The following is a 22,042-nucleotide window of genomic DNA, read 5'->3' as shown; positions in this document are numbered from 1 at the left end:
GCCTTAACTTACGAGTGCATTTATAAAACTTCGGAAGCGCGGGCGGTCTGTATCAGAAAATGTATATCCTGAGAGTTACGATCATGGAGATTTTCTAATGAAACGTACAAAAATAATCGAAATTTTAAAATCAGATGTTCCCGGGGATAAGTTTTTTTTCAAAGGATGGGTCAGAACCCGACGCGATTCAAAAACCTTTTCGTTTATTGAAATCAATGACGGATCATGTCTCAAAAACATACAGGTTGTTGCTGACGATACTTTGGAACATTATGAAGATATTAAAAAACTTACCACAGGTTCTGCCATTGCTGTGACTGGTACGCTCATAGAATCTCGGGGAAAAGGACAGAAATGGGAGATTCAGGCGGAAAAAGCAGAGATCATCAGCATTGCTCCGGACACCTATCCTTTGCAGAAAAAACGTCATACGGATGAGTTTTTAAGAACCATCGCACATTTAAGGCCCAGAACAAACAAATACGGGGCTGCATTCCGTATCCGCTCGGAACTATCCTATGCTGTACACAAATTTTTCAGAGACAGAGGGTTCAGATATCTGCATTCTCCCATTATCACCGGGTCTGACTGCGAGGGCGCGGGAGAGATGTTCAGGGTCACGACATTGGCTCCGGACAGTCCCTCGAAAAAAGATGGAAAACCCGACTATGCACAGGATTTTTTTGGCAAAGAGACAAATCTGACAGTTTCCGGACAGTTATCCGCAGAAATGTTTGCCCTGTCCCTGGGGGATGTTTACACATTCGGCCCCACATTCAGAGCGGAGAATTCCAATACCCGGAGACATGCGGCAGAATTCTGGATGGTGGAACCGGAAATGGCTTTCTGTGATCTTACCGAAAACATGGAGATTGCCGAAGCTTTCATAAAATATCTGAGCAGTTATGTTATGGAAGAATGTCCCGAAGACCTGGAGCTTTTTGCAAAATTTGTGGATAAAACCCTGATGCGGACCTTGGAAAATATCGCATCATCAGAATATGTCCGTCTGCCGTACAAAGCGGCTGTGAAAATTTTGAACAGGTCCGGGAAAAAATTTGACTATCCTGTTGATTTTGGGAAAGATCTGCAATCTGAACATGAACGCCACCTTACTGAAAAACATTTTAAAAAACCTGTCATTGTCTATGATTATCCCAAAGACATCAAACCGTTTTATATGAGAGTGAATGATGATGGCGAAACCGTCGCGGCAATGGATGTTCTTGTCCCGGGTGTCGGAGAAATCATTGGCGGGAGCCAGCGTGAGGAACGCCTTGACGTGCTTAAATCACGGATGAATGAAATGGGACTGTCCCAGGAAAATTACTGGTGGTATCTTGACACCCGAAAATTCGGAACTGTCCCGCACAGCGGTTTCGGCCTCGGATTTGAGCGGCTCATCATGCTGGTGACAGGCATCCGCAATATCAGGGATGTCATCCCCTTTCCGAGAACGCCGAACAGTATTGAATTCTGAAAACCAATTTGACAGCATCATTTTAAATTACAGATCACACATATCTTTCATATAAACGGCCATGAGCTGCCTGCCACAACGAATGATGAAAATCTTGCTGTTTTTCCTGACACTTAACACTTAACATCTGACACTTTCATATAAACGGGCATGACTTGCCAGCCACAACGAACCATGAAAAACGTAGGGTGGGTGAAGCGAAGCGCAACCCACCTTGTGCGGTCACCCTACGTTCCGGATATTTTATTTTTAGAGAATAATAAATTATGCCACCTGTATCGCATCCCTTTAAGAAAGGGACACTGATCGTTCTGATGAATTACAATGATCATGCACCGCCACATGTTCATGTCAAATATCAAAATGATGTAAAAAGCTACCGTTATGAAATCAGAGCAAAAAGATGGATAAAACCTGGTAAGGACCTGCCTCCGAAATTGAAAAAAATGGTGGAAGCATGGGTTGATGTCCATGAGCAGGAACTGCTTGAGCAATGGGAACATGCCATGAATAATAAGCTTATATCAATTGTGGGATAAATATCATGAAATGGAAAGAATGGTCTGAATATGCCAAAGATGAATCAAATTGGAAAGACAAATTTGAGCGAGGGCTTCTCAAAGCCGAACATGTAAAAGATTATATCCTGAGATTATGGTTTGAGGAAAATCTGGATGTATCAATCTATGAGCTGGATTTTTATCCGCTGATTGTGAAGGAAAATCCAGGAGATGCTTTTTTACCACTCAGAGATAAAAAAAGATTCAAATGGGTAAAAGGTGACTATACGCTTATCTGGCTAAATCCGGAAACAGGATTGTATGACGAAAAAACAATTGACATCGCACCTGAATGTATCCGTTTTTTTTGTGAAAAATATGGAAAAAAAATTAAAACCGCCAAAAATCGTCAGAAAAAAGCCGCATAGAGCCTGAATAAAAGTTTTATACCCTCAATCACCAAGTTGTTTTCTGTCATTCCTGCGAAAGCAGGAATCCACAGTTCCCGGAAGCACTGCATCGGCCCAAAACGGATTCCTGCTTTCGCAGGCTTCGGCATGAGTTCAGTCGAACGGAATGACAAACTTTTTGTTCGAACCGGGTCAAAAATTTGATCATCGGGTATAAATAGCCAATGACCCGACAGTCACAATGAAAACCGGCGGCTTTCAGCAGATGATCCGCTATAAGAATTTCTTTCTTTTGTTAAGCCGTGCCCCCGGTTCGGGCTCCTTTCAACGACATTCTCTCACTTACGAAATCGCTCCCGCCCGATTGGCAAATCCGGCAAAAGTCGGTTCTGTTTCCCAATCCGAGGGTGTAGCGAAGCGGAACTCACCGAAATTCAGTAAACGGTGGGTTGCGCTTCGCTCCACCCACCCTACAGCTACATTTGATTTCAAATAGTTATGCTTAACTGCACATGCCGAAAAATTTTAAGACTGTTCAGTTCCGGCTGAAAGAAAAGTTTTAAGAAAAAACCTTGATTTTATTATTATTTTATGGTATAATATAAAATTGTTTTTTATAAAAGCCGAAGATCAGTTTGCACTTTTTCTGAATTGTAAAATAATTTGCAAGATTGTTCTGTAGCAAAGTGTAAACTGGTAAATGAAGGATGTCAAAATATGTTTTATAAGCTGGTGAAAATGACGAAAGGATAAAATTGAAGAACAGATATTTTGCAACAGGAAGATTCGGGATTTCGGCAAAGACTTCCGTGATTAACGGGCTTGTCATTTTCGTTCTTTTAGTCCTTACCGTACTGCTATTGCTGAATTTTCAATTTGGAATGGCGGAGTTTCTTTTGAGAGAACAGAAACAGCTGGCAGAGAAGCTTACTGACACACAGATGGAAAAGCGGAAAAAAGCGTTTCAGGCAGACTTCAGTGTCAATACCGAAATAATGGGCAATCTGTGCGGGATGTTCATCTATAATTATGACTGGGAAGGGCTTGAAGATGCGATAAAATCGTATCTGAAAATTCCCCAGATCATAGCTGTAAGCGTTACGGACATTGAAAACAGGCCCTTGGCTGCCGCATGGAAAAATCCTGAAATCCAAGCCGGTAAAACCGTTCCTGAAAACATCGGCATCAACGAAAAATTATCCTTTCAGGCAGAAGCTTTTTACGGAAAAGAAAAATTAGGCAAAGTACAAATTTATTATACAGAGTCTCTGCTTAATGCAGAAATCCGGCAAAGCAGAGAACAGATGCAAAAAGAAATTTCAGATTTAAGAGACATGATCGGGGCAAAGATTGAAAATCTGATTTTCAAAGAGGCGGCCGCTGTTTTCTGCATCGTTATACTGTTAGCTGCCAGCATAACGGTCTGTCTTGAAATCATTGCCATCAGACCGATCCAGCGAATTATTGAGACGCTTAGGACAAATGCCGAACTGTTTGTTTCATCCTCAGAAGAAATCTCAGCCGCGAGTCAGACTTTGGCTCAGGACGCTTCGAAACAGGCTTCATCCATAGAAGAAATATCTTCATCTGCTGAGGAAATGTCTTCAATGATCAAGCAGAACGCAGATAATTCCAACGATGCCAATTTACTTATGAAAGAAGTCAGCCATGAGACTGAAAAACTGAACAGTGTAATAACCGGACTTATGAAAGCAATGGAAGAGATTTCCGAATCCAGCAGAAGCACATCAAAAATTATTGAAACCATAGACGGAATAGCCTTTCAGACCAATCTGCTGGCACTGAATGCGGCGGTTGAGGCTGCCAGAGCCGGAGAAGCTGGTTCCGGATTTGCAGTGGTTGCGGATGAGGTCAGAAACCTTTCAATGCGTACAGCAACATCAGCAAAGAACACAGCAGGTCTGATTGAAGACACTGTCAATAAAATCAGAGATTCATCCGATATGGTCATCATCACAGATGAAGCCTTTTCAAAACTTGTTGCCGCAATATCAAGAGCTGATTCACTGATAAAAGAGATTGAATTGGCTTCGCGCGAACAGGTTTCAGGAATAAATCAGATCAGTCAGGCATCATCTGATATGGATGGCGTAACACAGCGGAATGCCGCCAATGCTCAGGAATCCGCAGGTTTTTCTCAGGAAATGAATGCTCAGGCTGAACAAATGAAGAGAATTGTTGATGAACTGAGCATCGTTATCAAAGGAACCGCGAGGCAGTCTCTGACGCGGAAAAATGAGTGTCAAAATAATGGGTTGATATTTGACAGAAATGTGAAGGGGAGAAACGTATGAAAAAAATTTTGGGTATGGGAATTGTGCTGTTTTTTTGTTCATGGAGCATCGGATGGTCAGAAACGCTGCATCTTCTGACTGAGGATTATCCGCCATTTAATATGCGTGTCAGTGGGGAAAGCATCGGCAATGCTGACGATCCTATAACGGGGATTTCAACAGAGATTGTCAGAGAACTTTTCAAACGGGCAGGAATCGAATATACGATTCGGATCTATGCTTGGAACCGTTCATATAACATGGCTCTGCAAAAATCGGGACACGGTGTGTTTTCAACCTTTCGGACACCTGAGCGGGAACAGTTGTTTAACTGGGTCGGCCCTTTGGTTTCAACTAGCTGGATTTTGATGGGGAAAAAGAACCGTAATATTAAAATCAGTACGCTGGATGATGCGCGGAAATATAAAATCGGCGGATGCAAAGGCGATGCATTTGCGATTTTTCTGGAAAAAAAGGGTTTTAAAATTGAATATGCCATATCTGAACACCTGAACGCCAGAAAACTGGACGGAGAAAAAATTGATCTCTGGGCGACCGTAAATCTGCTAGGGCCTTATTTGGCAAAAAAAGAAGGGTTATCTGTATTGGAACAGGTTTTTATGATTAAAGAATCTTTTATGTATCTGGCATTGAACAAATCTGTTTCTACAGAAACCGTTGCAAAACTGAATAAAATATTTGAGGAAATGAAAGCTGACGGTACGGTGGATCAGATATTCAGCAATTATCGCTGAATTCTGACAGTCTGAATCGGAAAATCAGATTTGAGAAGCCACCGGCTGACCCATATCTGCACCGGACGCAAAAAAGCCTGCGCCGGCGAACTTGTCGTTCCCTCTATTTTAATCTGTAAATTCAAATAAACAGAGTTTTATATTTAATGAAACAAAGAGGCACTGATTCCGTTCAATGGGATTTTTTTAGGAAAATTAGTCGGATTTGTTTAAAAAATCAGTGGGTTGACGTTTTTTTTGTGTAATTACATAAGCCTATGTTTTTACAAAATTTCCCATTAAACGAAACCAGTGCCATAAAGATAAGATTATGATAAAAGAGATTCAATTACAAGATTGGAAAAGTTTTAAACTTGCAAACCTATATATTGATCCTTTAACTGTTTTGATAGGTACAAATGCCAGTGGTAAATCTAATGCATTAGATGCCTTTCTGTTTCTTCAAAGAATTACTTCTGGCATATCTCTGTCTTCTGCATTACAAGGCGGCACTAATGTTACAGGATTGCGAGGCGGTATCGAATGGGTATGCAGAAAAGGACAAAATGTATTTTCTTTACAAATTACTGTCGAAGGCGGAGAACGCACGGAATTTGTTTATACACTTGAAGCGGAAGTAGTTAATCAGAATTGCCTGATTAAAAAGGAAAGATTAGAAAGAAAAATATTCAGACCGAGAACGAAAAAAAATCCTTATATAATCAGATTATTTTGGACAGGCGAAATTGAATCCGATGTCTCCTCTGTAACTGCATATTTATATAATGAAAAACGAGGTACACAAAGACCATGCACCAGGAATAACAGTGTGTTAAGCCAATTACTATTACAAACTGGTACATTAAGGAAAGAAGTTGCCCAGGGTATCGAAACTGTAAGCAGGAAACTTCAGGAAATTTTTATCCTTGATCCTGTTCCCTCTCACATGAGAGATTATTCACCTTTATCTGATAAATTAAAGAATGACGCTTCAAATATTGCCGGAGTTATCGCGGCACTGCCTGCTGAGTCAAAAACAAATATTGAAAATACGTTAACAAATTATGTAAAACATCTTCCTGAAAAAGATGTCATGGCTGTGTATTCAGAATATGTTGGTAAATTTAAAACCGATGCAATGCTATATTGTGAGGAAAAATGGACAGAATTAACTAACAGCACAACGATTGATGCAAGAGGTATGTCTGATGGTACTTTACGTTTCCTTGCTGTATTAACTGCTCTTTTAACAAGACCAACCGGCAGCTTGTTAATTGTTGAAGAAATTGATAATGGCCTCCATCCGTCTCGTTCCAAACTATTGATCAAAGTTCTTAAAAAAATTGCTCAGGAACGTAATATTGATATTTTAGTAACAACTCATAACCCTGCCTTACTTGATAATCTCGGATCAGAAATGATTCCTTTTATCGTTATAAGCCATCGGGATAACACAACAGGGCATAGTCAGTTAACTCTTTTGGAAGATATTGATGAACTTCCTAAATTACTTGCAAGAGGGCCTGTTGGCAAATTATCTGGCGAAGGTCGTTTGGAATCCGCACTCCGGAGAAAAGAAAGATTGATATAATGAGAAAGGTTATTATTTTTGATACGTCTGTGTTGTGCTGTTGGTTAAAAGTTCCTGGAAAAAGTACTTGCGGAGGTAGTAACGACAGATGGGACTTCACTCGGATTAATGAGAAAGTAGAAGAAGAATTAAAAAATAAGAGTACATTTGTGCTTCCTTTGGCAACAATTATTGAGACAGGCAATCATATCGCTCAAGCTCACGGAAACAGATATGATATAGCAAAAAAACTTTCAGATTTAATATTAAAAGCCGCGACTGAAACCGAACCCTGGGCAGCGTTTGAACATCAAAGTGAGTTATGGAATGAAAAGCGTTTGAAAGAACTTGCAGACAAATGGCCAAACCTTGCGAGTCAGGGTTTGGGTATCGGTGATGCAACAATAAAAGAAGTTGCTGAATATTATTCTGAAATAGGGTTTAATGTCGAAATTCTTACTGGTGATCAAGGTTTGAAAGTCTATCAACCTGCTGAAAAAACTATTATACCAAGAAGAAGGGGCTGATCCGGGGCTATACACGGAGAATTCGGAATGAATTCGGGGGACACAATAGCTATTTCCTGACAAAGAAAAGCCCGGCAGGAAACTGAAACTGAATAAATACATATTGTGTCCCCCGAAGGAAAAGTTTTCGGGCTGTCGCAGGACGGATATGACGGACGGTTGAGAAACCCGGCTTTTTCCGGCAGGAGAGACACTTGGTCCGGGAAAAAAGCCGGGTTTCTGCGCTGTCCCGCACACATGCCGGAAACCTCGCAGGTCTGATGCCGGATTTATACCTGAAAATTTATGTCCGGTACTTAGCAACGATCATGGCTTTCGGCTGCAACAAAACAAGAAAGTTTTTTAACTTTAGTCACTTTAGTTCACTTTAAGCACTTCAGGCACTTTAGTTCACTTTTACATTGACTTGTTCATCATCCTATGTTAGAGAGAGTGTTTTTAAATGGATATGACTTTAGCCCTGCCCAGTTCGGGGAGGGATATTCCCTTCTATGAATAAAGAAAAAATACATTATTTAAAGGACCTTGCATATTACAGCAGCATCGGTTTTCAGGTATCGCTTTCAATCGTTATCGGGCTTGGAATCGGGGTCTGGCTTGATAAAAAGTTTTCTACAACGCCGTGGTTTACGCTCATATTTCTTATACTCGGAATTGCCGCGGGATTCAGAAACATCGGACTTGCAATAAAAAAAAGCAGAAAATTGTAGCAGGGAAAATTGTTACGATGAATAATATTCAACAGCGGCTCTTAAAATTTGTCACGCTTACAAACTGGATACTTCTTGTGGTTGCAGGCATTGCGGGCCTGATCATGGCCCCGCCGGATTTTGCCAGGGGAATTATATTTGGCGGACTTATTGTCACCATCAATTTTCATCTGTTACACCGGACACTTAAAAAAGCCCTCACACCTTCCCGTCTCTCATCACATAACGTGGTCATTGTTAAGTATTATATCCGCTTCGTGATAAGCGGTATTATTATATTTGTGCTTATATCACAGCATTATGTCAATCCCATAGGTCTGTTTGTCGGCCTTTCTGTTGTGGTGGTAAGCATTATTCTTGCAACACTGGTTGAATTAAAAAATTTTTTTTTGAAGGAGGCAATTTAAGTGGAACATCCGTATCTCTTTTTTGTCAAATTGTTTGAGGCCATTGGTCTGGGACATTGGGCCCATTCCAATCCTCATGTGCTTTATTCATGGGTGGTTATTATTCTGCTCATCATTCTTTTTTACATTCCGGCCAAGGCACTGAGTATGATTCCGACAAAAGGACAAAACGTGTCGGAAATTCTCATATCCGGTCTGGAAGAATTTATGGTTACGATTACGGGAGAAGAAGGACGGTGGCTTCTGCCTGTTGCTGCCACGGTATTTATTTACGTGCTTACTTGTAATCTGCTGGGACTGATACCGGGCTTTTTTCCGCCAAGCGCCAACCTGAATACAACGCTTTCCTGCGCGCTGACGGTTTTTGTTTTTACTCATGTTATCGGTATCAAGTATCATGGCGCAAAATACATAAAACATTTTCTGGGGCCTGTATGGTGGATGATTCCGATCATATTGCCCATTGAAATTATCGGTCATTTTGCGCGTGTCCTGTCTCTCTCCTTCCGTCTTTTCGGAAATATGATGGGTCATGAGCTGGTTCTCGGAATTCTTTTCTTTCTGGCAGGGGCCTTTTTTGTTCCCCTTCCGATCATGGCGCTGGGTATTCTGGTCTGCGTAATACAGGCGTTTGTATTCTTTATGCTTTCAGTCATGTACTTTACCGGTGCGATGGAACACGCACATTAATTTGTCATTTTTTTCATTTGTCACTTGACAAATGAAGAATAAAGATATTAAGTGTAATTTTTTAATGGGAGAATGGAAGAAGCTGAGGAGTAAAATTTTAAAAGGAGGATAAACAGAGTATGGAAGGACAAGCATTACAATTTTTTATCGCTTGTGTGACTGCCGCAGGTTTTGGGATTGCTATCGCAGCTTTTGGTTGTGGTCTCGGACAGGGTATTGGTCTGAAAGCCGCTGTTGAAGGTATCGCAAGAAATCCTGAGTCTTCAGGTAAGGTTACAGTTACCATGCTGATCGGTCTTGCTATGATCGAATCACTGTGTATTTATGCACTGGTTGTGTCACTGATTCTTATCTACGCTCATCCCCAGGCTGCTGCTATTGCCGGTCTGTTGGGCGCTCATTAATTCAGGTTTCATTAAGGAAACAACAGGCTATAAGAGAAAATATTTTGGGGAATGAATATTCCCCAAAAATCCTTTTTTCTCAGATGCCTATAATAAAATAAGACAGGGCTGTTCCTTTTAAAAAGGAGCAGCCCTGTTTTTTTTGTTGTATAGAAAATCAGGATAGGATATTTAGGAATTGAGAATTGAAAATTGTCAGGACATATCTTCCCATATAAACGCTCATGAAAAAGCCGGGTTTTTCGCCCCCGGTCATAAAAATATTTTCAGATAAAAAACCCGGCTTTTCAAAATGTATTTTTACGGTAAAAAATCTGTGCTATAAAATTGTTTATAATATAATATTAACAAATTAAAAACAGAAAGGAAAAATTCCATGTCATATTTAAAGCGAATGACAAGCTATTTTTCCAAAAGCCAGGAAAATTTTTCCTCAACATGGGAAAATTATAAAGCAAACAAAAAGACAGATAAAAAAGTAAAAAAAATTTCCTCCCTTGCAATTCTTTTTGCCAATATTCCTCAAAGCGACCAACTTTTCAAAACCCTGGGTAATAAAAACGCTCAGAAAATCATATCCGCCTGTCTTTCTCTTCTTTCAAAAATAACTGAGTCTCATAAGGGAAGGGTTATTAAAATTAAAGGGGATGAGATCATATGTACTTTTCCAATCGCTGAGAATGCGGTGAAAGCCGGAAAAACAATGCATATGGAAGTTGAAAAAATGTATGCCGGGGATAATTCTGACCTTGTCCCGCCGAATATTCGCATAGGAATTCACTCCGGTTCAGTTGTCAGCGGACGAAACGAAATTTTTGGGGATGCTGTCACCATAGCCGCCCATATGACGGAATTCGCGAAAGAACGACAGATTATCATCACAAAACAGACAGCAGAGGCGCTGGGGCCGGAATATGAGACCATGTTCCGATGTATTGAACATATTAAAATCAAAGATAAAAACGGAAAAATCAGCATACATGAGATGATATGGAAACCAGCTCCGGCCCGTGAATCGGAAGTCCCTTGCGTGGCTTCGGATTCAAAAACGCTGTCTCCCCGTCTGGAACTCCGATTTCTGCACCATAAATTTGATATTGATCAGAATCGGCAATGTGTGACCATGGGCCGAGATCCGGATAATGACCTGGTTGTGGACAGCCATCGGGTTTCCCGGTCCCATGCGTACATCAAGTATTGCAAAGGAAAATTCGTACTCACTGACCAGAGCATGAACGGCACCTGCCTGCTTCTCAACGGCAAACAAGGCATGGTCAAAAACACCAAAAAATCATTGCATGGAAACGGGGTTATCGGACTTGCTCAAAAGGTCAGTTATGATTCCCCGGATGCAATACATTTTACCATCAGACCCTGAAAGCAAAAACAAATTTTTTACCATGAAAATATATTTGGAAAACCCGGGTTTTTTGTCTGTTTTCACCCAATATCGTTCGGCATGATTTTTGCATAGCCGGACGGAAATGCCCGGCATTTCCGCATTTTGGAGAAATTGTTTCCGAAAAACGCCCGGCGGACATTTCGGGATTTCAGTTTTCCGGATATATGAATTCAGTTAGTTACAAATGTATGCAAAAATCGTGCCGAACGGTATTGGTTTTCACCACATATTTTCATGACCGGGGGAAAAACCCGGCTTTTTCATGAGCGTTTCTTATTACAGAGGTTAGAAATTGAAAATCGAAAAATTCTCAATTCTCAATTTTTTTTTATTCCTTACAAACGCCGCATACATGACAAGAAGATTCCATCCTGCACGGGGAAGACGTTTCCCCTCCCATGGCTTTGTCATATTCCCGTTTCAGAAAAGATTTGTTAATACCATGATGAATAATATCCCACGGAAGATATTCATCCGGCGCTCGTGTTCGGTAGATATAATCCTCCAGATTCAGAGGAGATTCCTTTATTGTTTTGGGCCAGTTGTGTTTATTTTTGTGAGCCAGGGACAGAATATCAGCCACATTACGGTCCCCGCGTGAAAGCAGCGCCTGAATTTTGGCCTGGCGAGGGATATCCCCATGAAAGCGAACATTTGCCACCCGTTTCAGCCCGTTCTTTACCCATTTTATTTTTTTTTTCAGTGTACGCACATCATCCATTGGTGCCCATTGAAAAGGAGTGAACGGTTTTGGAACAAAGGCATTCAGACTTACGGTTATTTCCCCGATTCGCTTGTTTATCCTGCTGGATGCTAAAAACCGCTGTTTGATCTGCTTGCACAAACTGACAATGGCCTCAACATCTTCCATGGTTTCCGTGGGAAGCCCTGTCATAAAATAGAGCTTCAGATTCGGAATACCGTTTGATACAAGGAGGTCCGCTGCATTCAGTATATCCTCTTCGGTCATCCCCTTGTTAATCACGCGGCGCATACGTTCGGAACCGGCATCCGGAGCAATGGTTGCTGTTTTCACACGGCTTTTTTTCAACGCGGATACGAGTTGAGGCGTCAGGGCATCGGCCCTTAACGAACTGAAAGAAATCCTGGCATTTTCCTGGAAACTGCAAAGCTCCTCCAGTCCGGGAAGATCCGAAACCGCTGCCCCCACAAGGCCGATTCTGTCTGTCATGGCCATGCCTTGTTCCATACATTGTTTCAGAAGAGAAACAGGTCTGAACCTCGGGGGTCTGTAAACATACCCCGCACTGCAAAATCGGCATCCGTGGGGACAGCCTCTTGATACTTCAGCCAGAAATGTCTTTCGGAATATCGTATCAGGGGTTAATATGGCGCTGCAGGTCGGTGTCTGAGATAAATCTTTTAAAAAAACGCGCTCTGTTTTGGCAGGCACATCACATAACGGTTCAACCGAGCGAATGGTTCCGTCTTTATGGCAGATTGTTTTATAAAATTTCGGAACATATACTCCGGGGACATTCTGAGCAAGGGCTTTCAGGTTCAGAAAATGTTTTTTTTCAAAGAAACCGGTATCTTTTAATACTTCAAAAAATCGGGGAATCAGAATTTCTGCTTCCCCGATGAGAAAGCAGTCAATAAATGGCGCAATGGGTTCCGGGTTTAAGAAACAGGCCACGCCGCCCGCAATAATAAGCGGATAGGCATCATTTCTGTCTTCTGACAGAGGGGGAATCGCTGTTTTTTCAAAAATCGTCAGAAGGTTAAGATAATCATTTTCATAAGAAACAGAAAAAGCAATCATATCAAAATCAGAAAGAACGCTTCCTGACTCTGCTGTCGTGATGCGGCCCGGTTCGGAACGCTCCGGCACAAAAGCCCTTTCACACACAACCTCATCCATCTGATTGAGTAACTGATATACGGTTTGAAAACCAAGATTGGACATTCCCACATGGTAGGTGTTGGGATAAACAAGAGCTACGGAGAGCCGTCCTCTCCGGTCTTTTCGTATGGTGCCGATTTCGTTTTTCACTTGTGATTTGTCATTTGTCATTCTCCTCACCCATATACGCCTGTCATGACAAGCCACAAAAATCAGTCTGCTTTTTTTCTGAGAAATGTGGGAATATCAAGATCATTGTTGTCAATTTCCATCCCCTTGTGTCCCCTGTAAATATCAGTGGCAGTTTCAGGCGGCCGGGTCTCTTTTTCTTTTTTGCGGATAAATGTCGGTTCTTCATAATCTTCTTTTGGCTCGGCCGGCCTGATCTCCCTCACCTTACGTTTGAAGGAATGAACACCGCGTCTTTTTTCCGGAGTTGCCACTTCAGCAGGTCCGCCGATTCCTGTTGCGATAACTGTTACTCGCATTTCATCGCCGAGCGCGTCATCAATCACCGCTCCCCAGATGATATCCGCATCGTCACCAACTTCGCTGTATATCCGCTCGGAAGCTTCTGTCATTTCTTCCATGGTCAGATCACTGGTGCTTGTGATGTTCATCAGCACGCCTCTGGCACCGGAAATGGAAAGGTCTTCCAACAGGGGATGGGAGATGGCCCGTTCTGCTGCTTCCACGGCCCGGTTTTCGCCGCTGGCAACGCCGATCCCCATGATTGCCATGCCTGCCTTTAACATGGTTGTTTTCACATCGGCAAAATCAAGATTCACCAACCCCGGCATCAGAATAAGATCGGTAATACCTCTGACCGAATGGAGCAATATCTCATCTGCTTTCTTAAACATCTCTATCATTGTGGCGTTTTTGGACGCAAGCCCCCTTAATCTGTCATTGGGTATGGTGATGACCGTGTCAGCAATATCCTTTAATACGTCAATCCCTTCTTCTGCCTGTCTGAGGCGCTTTCTGCCTTCAAATGAAAAGGGTTTTGTCACCACGCCCACGGTCAGGGTTCCCAGTTCTTTGCAAATTTCAGCAATAACAGGGGTGGCCCCGGTACCGGTTCCTCCGCCGAACCCTGCGGTGATGAACACCATATGGCTGTCTTTCAGCGCATTTCGGATGGCTTCGGCATTTTCAATAGCGGCTTCCCGTCCGATTCCCGGATTGGCACCCGCGCCAAGTCCCTCTGTAAGTTTGTCTCCGATCTGAATTTTGACCGGCGCTCTGGAAATATCAAGCGCCTGGGCATCGGTGTTGGTTACAATAAAATTTACCCCCTGGAGATTGGAATCGATCATATTGTTAATCGCGTTTCCCCCTGCTCCTCCGACACCAATAACTTTTATTTTCGCAGACTTACCACTGTTTTCCACATAACTGAACATCGTTCCCCCTCCTGCCTAATTTCACATTTATCGGTTGTCATTTATCAGCAAACACTTGGAACAGAAACCTGATAAATGGCAAAAGGCTTTTTTACAACAAATTTATTTAAATTTCAAACAATATCTTTAAACCATTTCTTCATCCGGAGCATTACACGATTAAAAATATTTGTGTCACGGATTCTGAATTTTCTTTCAGGCTGATTCTGGGCACCGAACAGGACAAGCCCCACACCTGTGGCATACATGGGATTGTTCACAACATCCACAAGCCCCCCGATTCCCCGGGGTTTCCCCAGACGGGTCGGAAGATTAAAAACTGATTCTGCAACCTCTGTCACGCCGTCCAAAAGGGCTGAACCGCCGGTGACAACGATTCCTGATGCCATTGCATTTTCCATTCCCGCTCTGTACATCTCTCTTTGTATCAGCGCAAAAATTTCTTCCATTCGGGGTTCTAAAATTTCACCGAGGATCTGTCTGGAAAGTTTTCTGGGCTTGCGTCCGCCCATGCCTGGCACTTCGATGGTTTCATCGGGGCTGATACTCTTTGCCACACAGGTTCCGTATTTTTTCTTGATATTTTCCGCCTCGGCAAGAGGGGCGCGGAGCCCGATGGCAATATCATTTGTGAGATTGTTTCCTCCGAGAGCAAGTACAAAAGTGTGTTTGATGTTTTTGTTGGAAAAAATCGCCAGATCGCTTGTTCCGCCGCCCAGATCAATCAGCGCCGAACCCAGTTCCTTTTCATCCTCTGCCAATACCGCTTCGCCCGAAGCAAGGGATTCCAAAACAATGTCACAGACATCAAGCCCTGCCCGGTTTGCGCATTTCACAATATTATGGGCAGATGTCACTGCCCCGGTCACAATATGAATTTTTGCTTCCAGCCGCACCGCTGCCATGCCCACAGGATCCAGAATGCCGGCCTGATCATCTACAATGAACTCCTGGGGAAGCACATGTATCACCTCACGGTCCATGGGAATCGCCACGGCCCGCGCCGCGTCAATCACCCGCTCCACATCATGCTGTGTGACTTCGGCTCCTTTTATTGCAATGATTCCGCGGCTGTTAAAACCGGTGATATGTCCTCCCGCGATGCCCGCATATACGGAGGATATTTCAACACCGGCCATGAGTTCGGCGTCTTCAACAGCTTTTTTGATGGATTGCACTGTTGATTCAATATTTACCACGACTCCTTTGCGAAGTCCGATTGAGGGATGCGTACCAATGCCGATGATATTTATTTCGCTTCCCGATAATTCACCAACCACAGCACAAATTTTGGTTGTCCCGATATCAAGACCAACAATAACCTCTTCCTGTCCAGGCACTTCCACCTCCTCATTCCAAATGGGGAATGTGAAATACGAAAAAAGCAGGATCAGAGCCCCGAAGCCCGTATTCCGTATTTCTCATCTCGCATTTCGCATTCCGAAACGACAATGCGATTTAAGTTATTCAGATCAATTGAATTAATATTTATAAAATTTTGTTTTTTTCCCAGATAAAAAAGCAGATGCTCAAGTCTGTCATATTTACCCGGGTAGTTATTGTATCCCAGCTTTATGGTCCTGATTTTACCAAAATTACAGTCATCAGGTCTCACATAAAGGGTGATACCCATTTCCCTGTCTGCCTTGATTCTTTCCACTGCCCTGTTGGGAATAATACTTCCTGGCTGCTGTCCGAGCTGTAGGACATCCATTACTGCCCCGAAGGCAGCGACGCGAGGTTTTCCCGGAGAGCTGATGTCTGAAAACCCGAGTCCTTCGACAATGGGAAAGTCACCCGGATCAGACTCTGCCCATTCTTTAAATATTTCCCCATAGACATTGATGATGAACTTACGGCCAAGATCAAGGATGGCAAGGGGCTCATGCTCTGTTATTTTAATATGAATTTCCGACGGCAGTTCCCTTCTGACTTCGGTGTCGGCAATCCATGTGTTCGCAAGCAGGCACTTTCTTGCTTTTGAAAGATTTACTGAAAGAATGTTTATTCCTGTCTCAATTTGCGCCTGTTTCATGACCTGTTTTTCAGAAAGTCTGTGAATTCCTCTTATCACAATATGATCTGCTTTGAAATAATCATATTGTGTTAAAAAATCATATAAAAAAATCAGAAAGAGGCCTGTCACGCCTGCAAAAGTGATGCAGGCGATGGTTTTCAGACAAAATGTAACCCACTCTGTTACATGGGGATTCTTTTGTGAAGGCTCCTGGACAACCAATGGCAGATGGCTTGTATATCCTCGTCGTACAACACTTCCGCTATGGATGACCACGACCTCTTCACGCCATCTTCTTTTTGAAGGGCTTTTCTTCCGATGATAATTTTTTCTTATGCGCTTATTCTCCAATAATTTTAACCTCTGTTTCCAGATCAATATCAAACAGTTCTGATACCGTTTCCTGAATAAGCGACTTCAATGCGAGTATGTCGGCGGCAGAAGCCCTGTCGCTGTTGATGATAAAGTTCGCATGTATGGGAGAGACTTCTGCTCCGCCGATCTTTTTTCCTTTAAGTCCGGCCAAATCAATTAATTCACCTGCTGTTTTCCCGGACATGGGATTTTTAAAAAAACATCCTGCGCTTGGAAGATTTGCCGGCTGTGTTTTTTTTCGGGTTTTCAGCATGTGTTCAGCTTCTTTTTTCAGTTTTACGGGATCAGAAGGACGCAGATGAAATTCCCCGTCAAGTATAATGGGTTTAAAAAAATCGGATTTTTTTTCTGCACAGTTTATCATGTTCCAAGATAGCTTCCTGTACTCAAAATTCAAGTCTTTTTTTTGAATTTTCCGAGTCCGGCCTTCAGGCAATAAAACATTTACAGAATCAATGACGCCTTCCACGGATCCTGAGGCTGTACCCGCGTTCATCATCACAGCACCCCCCACAGTCCCCGGAATTCCCAGCGCAAAATTCATTCCTTGAAGCCCCTGTGTGATGGCAAACCTGCAAATTCGATGCAACTTGGCACCGGCTCCCGCTGTCAGGGCTACAAGGTTCTCCTTTTCTGTGGCTGTATGGGTAATTTTGTTAAGGCATTTTCCCAGAACAATGACAACGCCCCGAATGCCGCTGTCTGATACAAGAAGATTTGTACCGCCACCGATGACCAGATAGTTAAGCTTTCTTTGCCGGACACCATTGATAGTCTCTGCCAGTTCTTCGGGGGTTTCAGGCGTAATATAAACATCTGCCGGCCCTCCGACACGAAAAGATGTGTGTTCGGACATTGGCTCATCAAATTTGACAGCGTTGCCAAAAATGCTTTTAAACCATTTTTTTGAATCAGAATCAATCATAATGTGAAGGTTGGACTGTAATGGATTATAAAATAATTCACAGATAACATCATATGTAAATATTTTTTAGTTAATTATTTGATATTATTTTACATAAAAATTTATACCATTCATAAAAAATTTATTGGCCGACGCGTGACCCGCATCGGCTTTGTCATATACTACCTTATACAACATAATTGTACGATATTTTCAAGCAGGTTTCTCAGTCCTGTGAGGCCTCAGATCAAAAGAGGCTTACAAGCAGCAACATAACACCGATGTACAGAAAATAATGACACTTCTCATTATTTCAATCTTCCTTTTTTATAGCATGGATTCAAAATTGTCCCCGCAAGATAATTTGCCAACAAGTTCTCTTTGCAAGCAGCACGAGGATATGATATTTGGATAGCCTTGCAAAAATAATGAACTGTATTTATTTATTCGTCTCCCAGGTAGCGACTGGAAACGAGTAAATGTTAATAAATCCTTATTAAATGCAATTTGCGTAGTTCCGAGAAAATATGCCAGACTCCTCGGAAGCCATGGGGTCAGGCAGTCGGTTATTTTACTTATTTATCGCTTTGCAGACTCGCCACCTGTTTTTTCAGCATTCCGTTTTCATCTTGAAGTTGCGCCAGTTTCCTGCTTTGCTGATCAAGCCTTTTGTTCTGTTCAATGACATGCAGCGTCAGTTCTTCAATCTTCTGCAAAAGCTTTGTCTGCATTTTCCCGATGCTGACTCCGTTTTTTTCCACTTCCTCGGCTGACGGAATATTAGGCAGATGACCGTTCTTTTTTATGTTCCGTTCCAGTTCATCGAGAGGCATGGGGCGGTAGTCGTCTTTGAAAACGTAATCAGGCCAGGTGTCATTTTCCACGATGACTTCCTGGGTTTTGAGGGTTCCGTTGACTGCGACCAGTTTGTTGTCAAATTCTCCGTAAATGAGCGGGTCGTCGCCATTGGCAATATAAAGTTTGTTTGAACCAGCTTCGTTTTCACCAGCACGATAACCTAAAAATACGTTACCCGAACCTGTTGAATTATCATTTCCAGCGTACATGCCTATGTAAGTATTTTCATCCCCGTTAGAATTTTCTCCGGCCCCCGAACCTACAAACGTATTATCATCACCTGTTTTGTTTTTCCAACCAGCATAGCTTCCGATAAAAGTATTCTCATAACCAGTGGTATTACATTCTCCGGCAATGTATCCCATAAAAGTGTTATTGTGACCCGATGAGTTGCTGTCACCAACACTATCTCCGATAAATGCATTTTTATCTCCGGTAATATCTGTGTTGCCAGCATTTCTTCCGAGAAAGATATTTGTACTCGAACCAAAGCTTGATAATACTCTCGAAGAACCAATGTTATAGCCGCCGTTTGTATTAATATCTCCCCCTGCACTGACCGATCCAGAGTAAGATATCGTACTCCCGCTTTGCGTCCACACGCTGGTGCCGGGAAGATTGGTCAGTTTCGAGCCGTCGCCTTCAAAATAGGTGGCTTTGACCGAAAAAGGCGGTGGCTTTTACTGTGCCATTTACTTCGAGTTTTTCGGTAAGGGCTGCCAGCCCTGTGCCGATGCCTATTTCACCGGATGGCACCGCTATTATGGCCGGGTTGTTCGGAGTGCCGGTTTCATTAATCGGATCATATGCGTAAATCTTAAAATAGGGACCTCGGCTATAAAGCCTCCACTCCATTTTGCGATCAGTTCCTGCTATTATTAATTCAGGATGATTGCCTAAAATAAAAAGCTTGTCCAAAACGCTCAGTCGGTATTCCGGAGTATTAAGACCGATGCCAACATTGCCGCCATTATAATAAATCGCCCCATCTGACCCATCCGACCACTCGGCAGCCAACAAAGTTCCGACATTCAGCAAAGAAAACAAAACAATAATTGTAAGGACAATTGCCTTTTTCATGCTTTATGCTCCTTTTTTAAAAAGTTTTATCATGCTCTGAACCACGGATTTTCCCGGATTATGAGGATTTCACGGATTATTCGGATTCATCTGTGGAATCAGTGTCATCCGTTTAATCCGTGGTTCAAAATTTATTTTGAGCAACACTCTGATTTATTAATTTAAACCCACTCCTAACTTTATCATTTCATTGCATAAGCCTTATCGTGGGGGCCGACTGTAAGAAAAACAATTGTGTTGTCAGGCATATCTTCACAAAAACAAAATTCGCATTCGGGGATATCCCGACATTCCTCACAAATTACAAATATAATGCGAAAATTTCGGTCAGCACAGGCACTGCGGCAACCAAGCAAATTCAAATTTCCACTGGCATCAGCAAGGGGTTCAGTATTCATATAAGGATCAGATAATATTCGTTCAACCCGGCGTTTGATCTTCTGACGCAGGGATGAATAACGACGTAAGTTACGAACAAACCGTTTTTCATACACTGCCTCATAATTACTCATTCCAGACCTCTTTGTGTGAATACAGTTCTATATCATTTTCTCTTTTCCTTTCACGGATTTCCAACATATCCTCATAAAGCGGCGTATCCGGTTCAATATAAAAAATATCCGGCTTTTTTTCTATCGCTTCTGCCAGTTCCTCCCTGACAACACGCCGGATAAGCGGTTCCAAAACATTAACCAGTTCCTCAATGCTGATCGTTGCATGAGATTGAATCATTTGCTCTCTCCTTTGCTATTAGTATTTTAGCGATCCGGAGGCATTTTCATGTCCCTACGAAGAAGGCAGCCGTGCCTCAGTTTCGGCAAGAATACTTTTGAGTTCCTTCAGGCTCTTTGTTTCAAGTTCCGCCTGCGAACAGACAGGCTGCTCAAGGAAACGTTGCGCCATCAGGGTTTCACCGATCAGGATTTGTTTCTCGAAACTTTCCCTAAATCCTTTTTTGAACCCTTCCCTAAATCCTTTTTTGAACCCTTTCTCAAAGCCGATGCGCTCGGCAGTGGTGACATACCGCATAGTCAGTTCCTCCTTTATGAAAAAAACAGGCGGGACTCAGTTTCAGCAAGAATAGTTTTCAGTTCCTTCAGGGTCTTTTTTTCAAGCTCCGCCTTTGAATAAACGGGCTGCTTCAGGATTCGCTGTAGCGTCAGAATTTCACCAATCAGGATACCTTCCTTTCTGCCTTTTTTAACGCCCTTTTCAATGCCGATTTTTTCCCCTTTTTCAATGCCGATGCGCTCGGCTGTTGTGACATACTGCATTTTTCGTTCCTCCCCTATGAAGAAGGCAGTCGTGCCTCAGTTTCGGCAAGGATACTTTTCAGTTCTTTCAGGGTCTTTTTTTCAAGCTCCGCCTTTGAATAAACGGGCTGCTTCAGGATTCGTTGCAGCGTCAGAATCTCACCGATCAGGACACCCTCCTTTCTTCCCTTCTTAATCCCCTTTTGAATGCCGATTTTTTCCCCTTTTTGAATGCCAATTTTTTCCCCTTTTTGAATGCCGATTTTTTCCCCTTTTTGAATGCCGATTTTTTCCCCTTTTTGAATGCCGATTTTTTCCCCTTTTTGAATGCCGATGCGCTCGGCCGTTGTGACATACTGCATTTTCCGTTCCTCCTCAAACTTTACGAGTTCCTCATGATAGGTTTTTTCCAGTTCCTTCGGAAGCGCCATGAGCCAGTCAATAAAACGGTAGAGATTGATAATGTCCTGCTTCTCAAAGCCCTGTCTGTAAAGACTCTTTGTCAGCTCGAGCTTCCATCGTCGCCGGCTCTCCTTGTCCTTTGCGGTTTCCTGCGTCTTCAGATGCGCCATGACGACCACGGCAAAGGGGCTGTCCGATTTTTCGAGCTCCTCCCACTGCTTTTTGTAATCCAGAATCTTGACCACGGGAAAATGAAACTCGTTCCTGCATCCCCACAGATCCAGCGAATATTCGGAGGGACGCCATTTCGGGTTTCTGTCCGCAAGCACGGCGAGACTCAGCACCGGGCGGTTGTACAGATCGTGAATCCGGTAATAGTAAACCCAGACCCTGTGCGGAAAATCCTTCTCCCTGCCCGCCTGAATCTCCGGATGGGCCAGCACCCACGCCTCCCCGCCGTCCTTTTTCCAGACCTGCACAAGTCTGTCCGCCAGACGTTTTCCCCTTTCGGCCTCACGGGTGATCTGTTTCAGTTCCTTGTCCAGAAGCGTGTAGCCCCTTGACCAGTCTATCTTGTCCGCAACCCACGGAAAGAAAAACCGCATGAACTCCTCAAAATATATGCCCAGAATGTCTTTCCACGGGCTGTCGTAATCATCGTCATTTTTTTTCTTTTTTTCAGTTTTCATTCAAACATTCCTGCATAACACTTCTTATTTTTTTCTTTTCAAATGAACCTTTCCCTATTTTATTTT

The 22,042-nt window shown here is 42.8% G+C and carries 24 protein-coding genes; 12 read left to right on the top strand and 12 right to left on the bottom strand.

What is annotated here, in order from left to right; genetic code table 11:
- The first annotated feature begins 97 nt into the window (after positions 1 to 97).
- The 12 genes from asnS to dnm_RS00245 all read left to right on the top strand — a co-directional run bounded on the left by asnS (position 98) and on the right by dnm_RS00245 (position 11,104).
- On the top strand, positions 98 to 1,480 hold the full coding sequence (asnS, locus tag dnm_RS00300; RefSeq protein ID WP_207680725.1) for an asparagine--tRNA ligase: 1,383 nt from the start codon (positions 98 to 100) through the stop codon (positions 1,478 to 1,480).
- Positions 1,481 to 1,746: 266 nt separating this feature from the next.
- A complete protein-coding gene (locus dnm_RS00295) occupies positions 1,747 to 2,019 on the top strand; it encodes a DUF4160 domain-containing protein (protein WP_207680724.1) in 273 nt (90 codons plus the stop codon).
- A gap of 5 nt (positions 2,020 to 2,024) precedes the next feature.
- Positions 2,025 to 2,408, top strand: coding sequence for a hypothetical protein (locus dnm_RS00290; protein ID WP_207680723.1), 384 nt, complete (start codon positions 2,025 to 2,027; stop codon positions 2,406 to 2,408).
- An 878-nt stretch (positions 2,409 to 3,286) separates the two neighbouring features.
- Positions 3,287 to 4,705: a methyl-accepting chemotaxis protein gene (locus tag dnm_RS00285; protein ID WP_207680722.1), complete on the top strand. Its 1,419-nt coding sequence runs from the start codon at positions 3,287 to 3,289 to the stop codon at positions 4,703 to 4,705.
- On the top strand, positions 4,702 to 5,439 hold the full coding sequence (locus tag dnm_RS00280; protein WP_207680721.1) for a substrate-binding periplasmic protein: 738 nt from the start codon (positions 4,702 to 4,704) through the stop codon (positions 5,437 to 5,439). Before dnm_RS00285 ends, dnm_RS00280 begins: the two co-directional genes overlap by 4 nt.
- A gap of 310 nt (positions 5,440 to 5,749) precedes the next feature.
- Positions 5,750 to 7,009 (top strand): AAA family ATPase, encoded by a 1,260-nt coding sequence (locus tag dnm_RS00275; protein ID WP_207680720.1) that lies wholly within the window; start codon positions 5,750 to 5,752, stop codon positions 7,007 to 7,009.
- The gene (locus dnm_RS00270) at positions 7,009 to 7,515 is read left to right on the top strand and encodes a hypothetical protein (protein WP_207680719.1); all 507 of its coding nucleotides are present in this window, start codon (positions 7,009 to 7,011) and stop codon (positions 7,513 to 7,515) included. Before dnm_RS00275 ends, dnm_RS00270 begins: the two co-directional genes overlap by 1 nt.
- Positions 7,516 to 8,006: 491 nt before the next feature.
- Positions 8,007 to 8,225 carry an AtpZ/AtpI family protein gene (locus dnm_RS00265; RefSeq protein ID WP_207680718.1) on the top strand — a complete coding sequence of 73 codons (219 nt, stop codon included), beginning with the start codon at positions 8,007 to 8,009 and terminating at the stop codon, positions 8,223 to 8,225.
- A gap of 17 nt (positions 8,226 to 8,242) precedes the next feature.
- Complete coding sequence (locus dnm_RS00260) at positions 8,243 to 8,632, top strand: ATP synthase subunit I (RefSeq protein WP_207680717.1); 390 nt, start codon at positions 8,243 to 8,245, stop codon at positions 8,630 to 8,632.
- Positions 8,633 to 9,322, top strand: a complete 690-nt coding sequence (atpB, locus tag dnm_RS00255; protein WP_207680716.1) for a F0F1 ATP synthase subunit A — start codon at positions 8,633 to 8,635, stop codon at positions 9,320 to 9,322.
- 119 nt (positions 9,323 to 9,441) lie between these two features.
- Positions 9,442 to 9,726 (top strand): ATP synthase F0 subunit C, encoded by a 285-nt coding sequence (atpE, locus tag dnm_RS00250; protein ID WP_207680715.1) that lies wholly within the window; start codon positions 9,442 to 9,444, stop codon positions 9,724 to 9,726.
- Between the two features lie 376 nt (positions 9,727 to 10,102).
- Positions 10,103 to 11,104 carry an adenylate/guanylate cyclase domain-containing protein gene (locus tag dnm_RS00245; RefSeq protein ID WP_207680714.1) on the top strand — a complete coding sequence of 334 codons (1,002 nt, stop codon included), beginning with the start codon at positions 10,103 to 10,105 and terminating at the stop codon, positions 11,102 to 11,104.
- A gap of 352 nt (positions 11,105 to 11,456) precedes the next feature.
- On the opposite strand, the gene dnm_RS00240 is transcribed toward dnm_RS00245, so the two are convergent.
- The 12 genes from dnm_RS00240 to dnm_RS00185 all read right to left on the bottom strand — a co-directional run bounded on the left by dnm_RS00240 (position 11,457) and on the right by dnm_RS00185 (position 21,976).
- A complete protein-coding gene (locus dnm_RS00240) occupies positions 11,457 to 13,163 on the bottom strand; it encodes a radical SAM protein (protein ID WP_207680713.1) in 1,707 nt (568 codons plus the stop codon).
- Between the two features lie 41 nt (positions 13,164 to 13,204).
- Complete coding sequence (gene ftsZ, locus dnm_RS00235; RefSeq protein ID WP_207680712.1) at positions 13,205 to 14,398, bottom strand: cell division protein FtsZ; 1,194 nt, start codon at positions 14,396 to 14,398, stop codon at positions 13,205 to 13,207.
- Between the two features lie 113 nt (positions 14,399 to 14,511).
- Positions 14,512 to 15,738 carry a cell division protein FtsA gene (gene ftsA, locus dnm_RS00230; protein WP_207680711.1) on the bottom strand — a complete coding sequence of 409 codons (1,227 nt, stop codon included), beginning with the start codon at positions 15,736 to 15,738 and terminating at the stop codon, positions 14,512 to 14,514.
- A 50-nt stretch (positions 15,739 to 15,788) separates the two neighbouring features.
- Positions 15,789 to 16,766 (bottom strand): cell division protein FtsQ/DivIB, encoded by a 978-nt coding sequence (locus dnm_RS00225; protein WP_207680710.1) that lies wholly within the window; start codon positions 16,764 to 16,766, stop codon positions 15,789 to 15,791.
- Complete coding sequence (gene murB / locus dnm_RS00220; RefSeq protein ID WP_207680709.1) at positions 16,756 to 17,646, bottom strand: UDP-N-acetylmuramate dehydrogenase; 891 nt, start codon at positions 17,644 to 17,646, stop codon at positions 16,756 to 16,758. The genes dnm_RS00225 and murB overlap by 11 nt, the downstream gene beginning before the upstream one ends.
- Before the next feature lie 623 nt (positions 17,647 to 18,269).
- Complete coding sequence (locus tag dnm_RS00215) at positions 18,270 to 19,154, bottom strand: hypothetical protein (RefSeq protein WP_207680708.1); 885 nt, start codon at positions 19,152 to 19,154, stop codon at positions 18,270 to 18,272.
- Positions 19,155 to 19,194: 40 nt separating this feature from the next.
- Positions 19,195 to 19,632, bottom strand: a complete 438-nt coding sequence (locus dnm_RS00210; RefSeq protein ID WP_207680707.1) for a hypothetical protein — start codon at positions 19,630 to 19,632, stop codon at positions 19,195 to 19,197.
- Between the two features lie 182 nt (positions 19,633 to 19,814).
- Complete coding sequence (locus dnm_RS00205) at positions 19,815 to 20,144, bottom strand: type II toxin-antitoxin system RelE family toxin (RefSeq protein ID WP_207680706.1); 330 nt, start codon at positions 20,142 to 20,144, stop codon at positions 19,815 to 19,817.
- Positions 20,137 to 20,364: a hypothetical protein gene (locus tag dnm_RS00200; RefSeq protein WP_207680705.1), complete on the bottom strand. Its 228-nt coding sequence runs from the start codon at positions 20,362 to 20,364 to the stop codon at positions 20,137 to 20,139. Before dnm_RS00200 ends, dnm_RS00205 begins: the two co-directional genes overlap by 8 nt.
- Positions 20,365 to 20,418: 54 nt before the next feature.
- The gene (locus dnm_RS00195) at positions 20,419 to 20,661 is read right to left on the bottom strand and encodes a hypothetical protein (RefSeq protein ID WP_207680704.1); all 243 of its coding nucleotides are present in this window, start codon (positions 20,659 to 20,661) and stop codon (positions 20,419 to 20,421) included.
- A gap of 14 nt (positions 20,662 to 20,675) precedes the next feature.
- Entirely contained in the window at positions 20,676 to 20,906 is a 231-nt protein-coding gene (locus dnm_RS00190; protein ID WP_207680703.1) for a hypothetical protein, read from the bottom strand.
- A 14-nt stretch (positions 20,907 to 20,920) separates the two neighbouring features.
- Positions 20,921 to 21,976 (bottom strand): RpnC/YadD family protein, encoded by a 1,056-nt coding sequence (locus dnm_RS00185; protein WP_207680702.1) that lies wholly within the window; start codon positions 21,974 to 21,976, stop codon positions 20,921 to 20,923.
- Positions 21,977 to 22,042: the final 66 nt, after the last annotated feature.

The sequence above is a fragment of the Desulfonema magnum genome, from assembly GCF_017377395.1.
Lineage (GTDB): Bacteria > Desulfobacterota > Desulfobacteria > Desulfobacterales > 4be13 > Desulfonema_C > Desulfonema_C magnum.
This window is presented reverse-complemented; position numbering and strand designations above follow the sequence as displayed.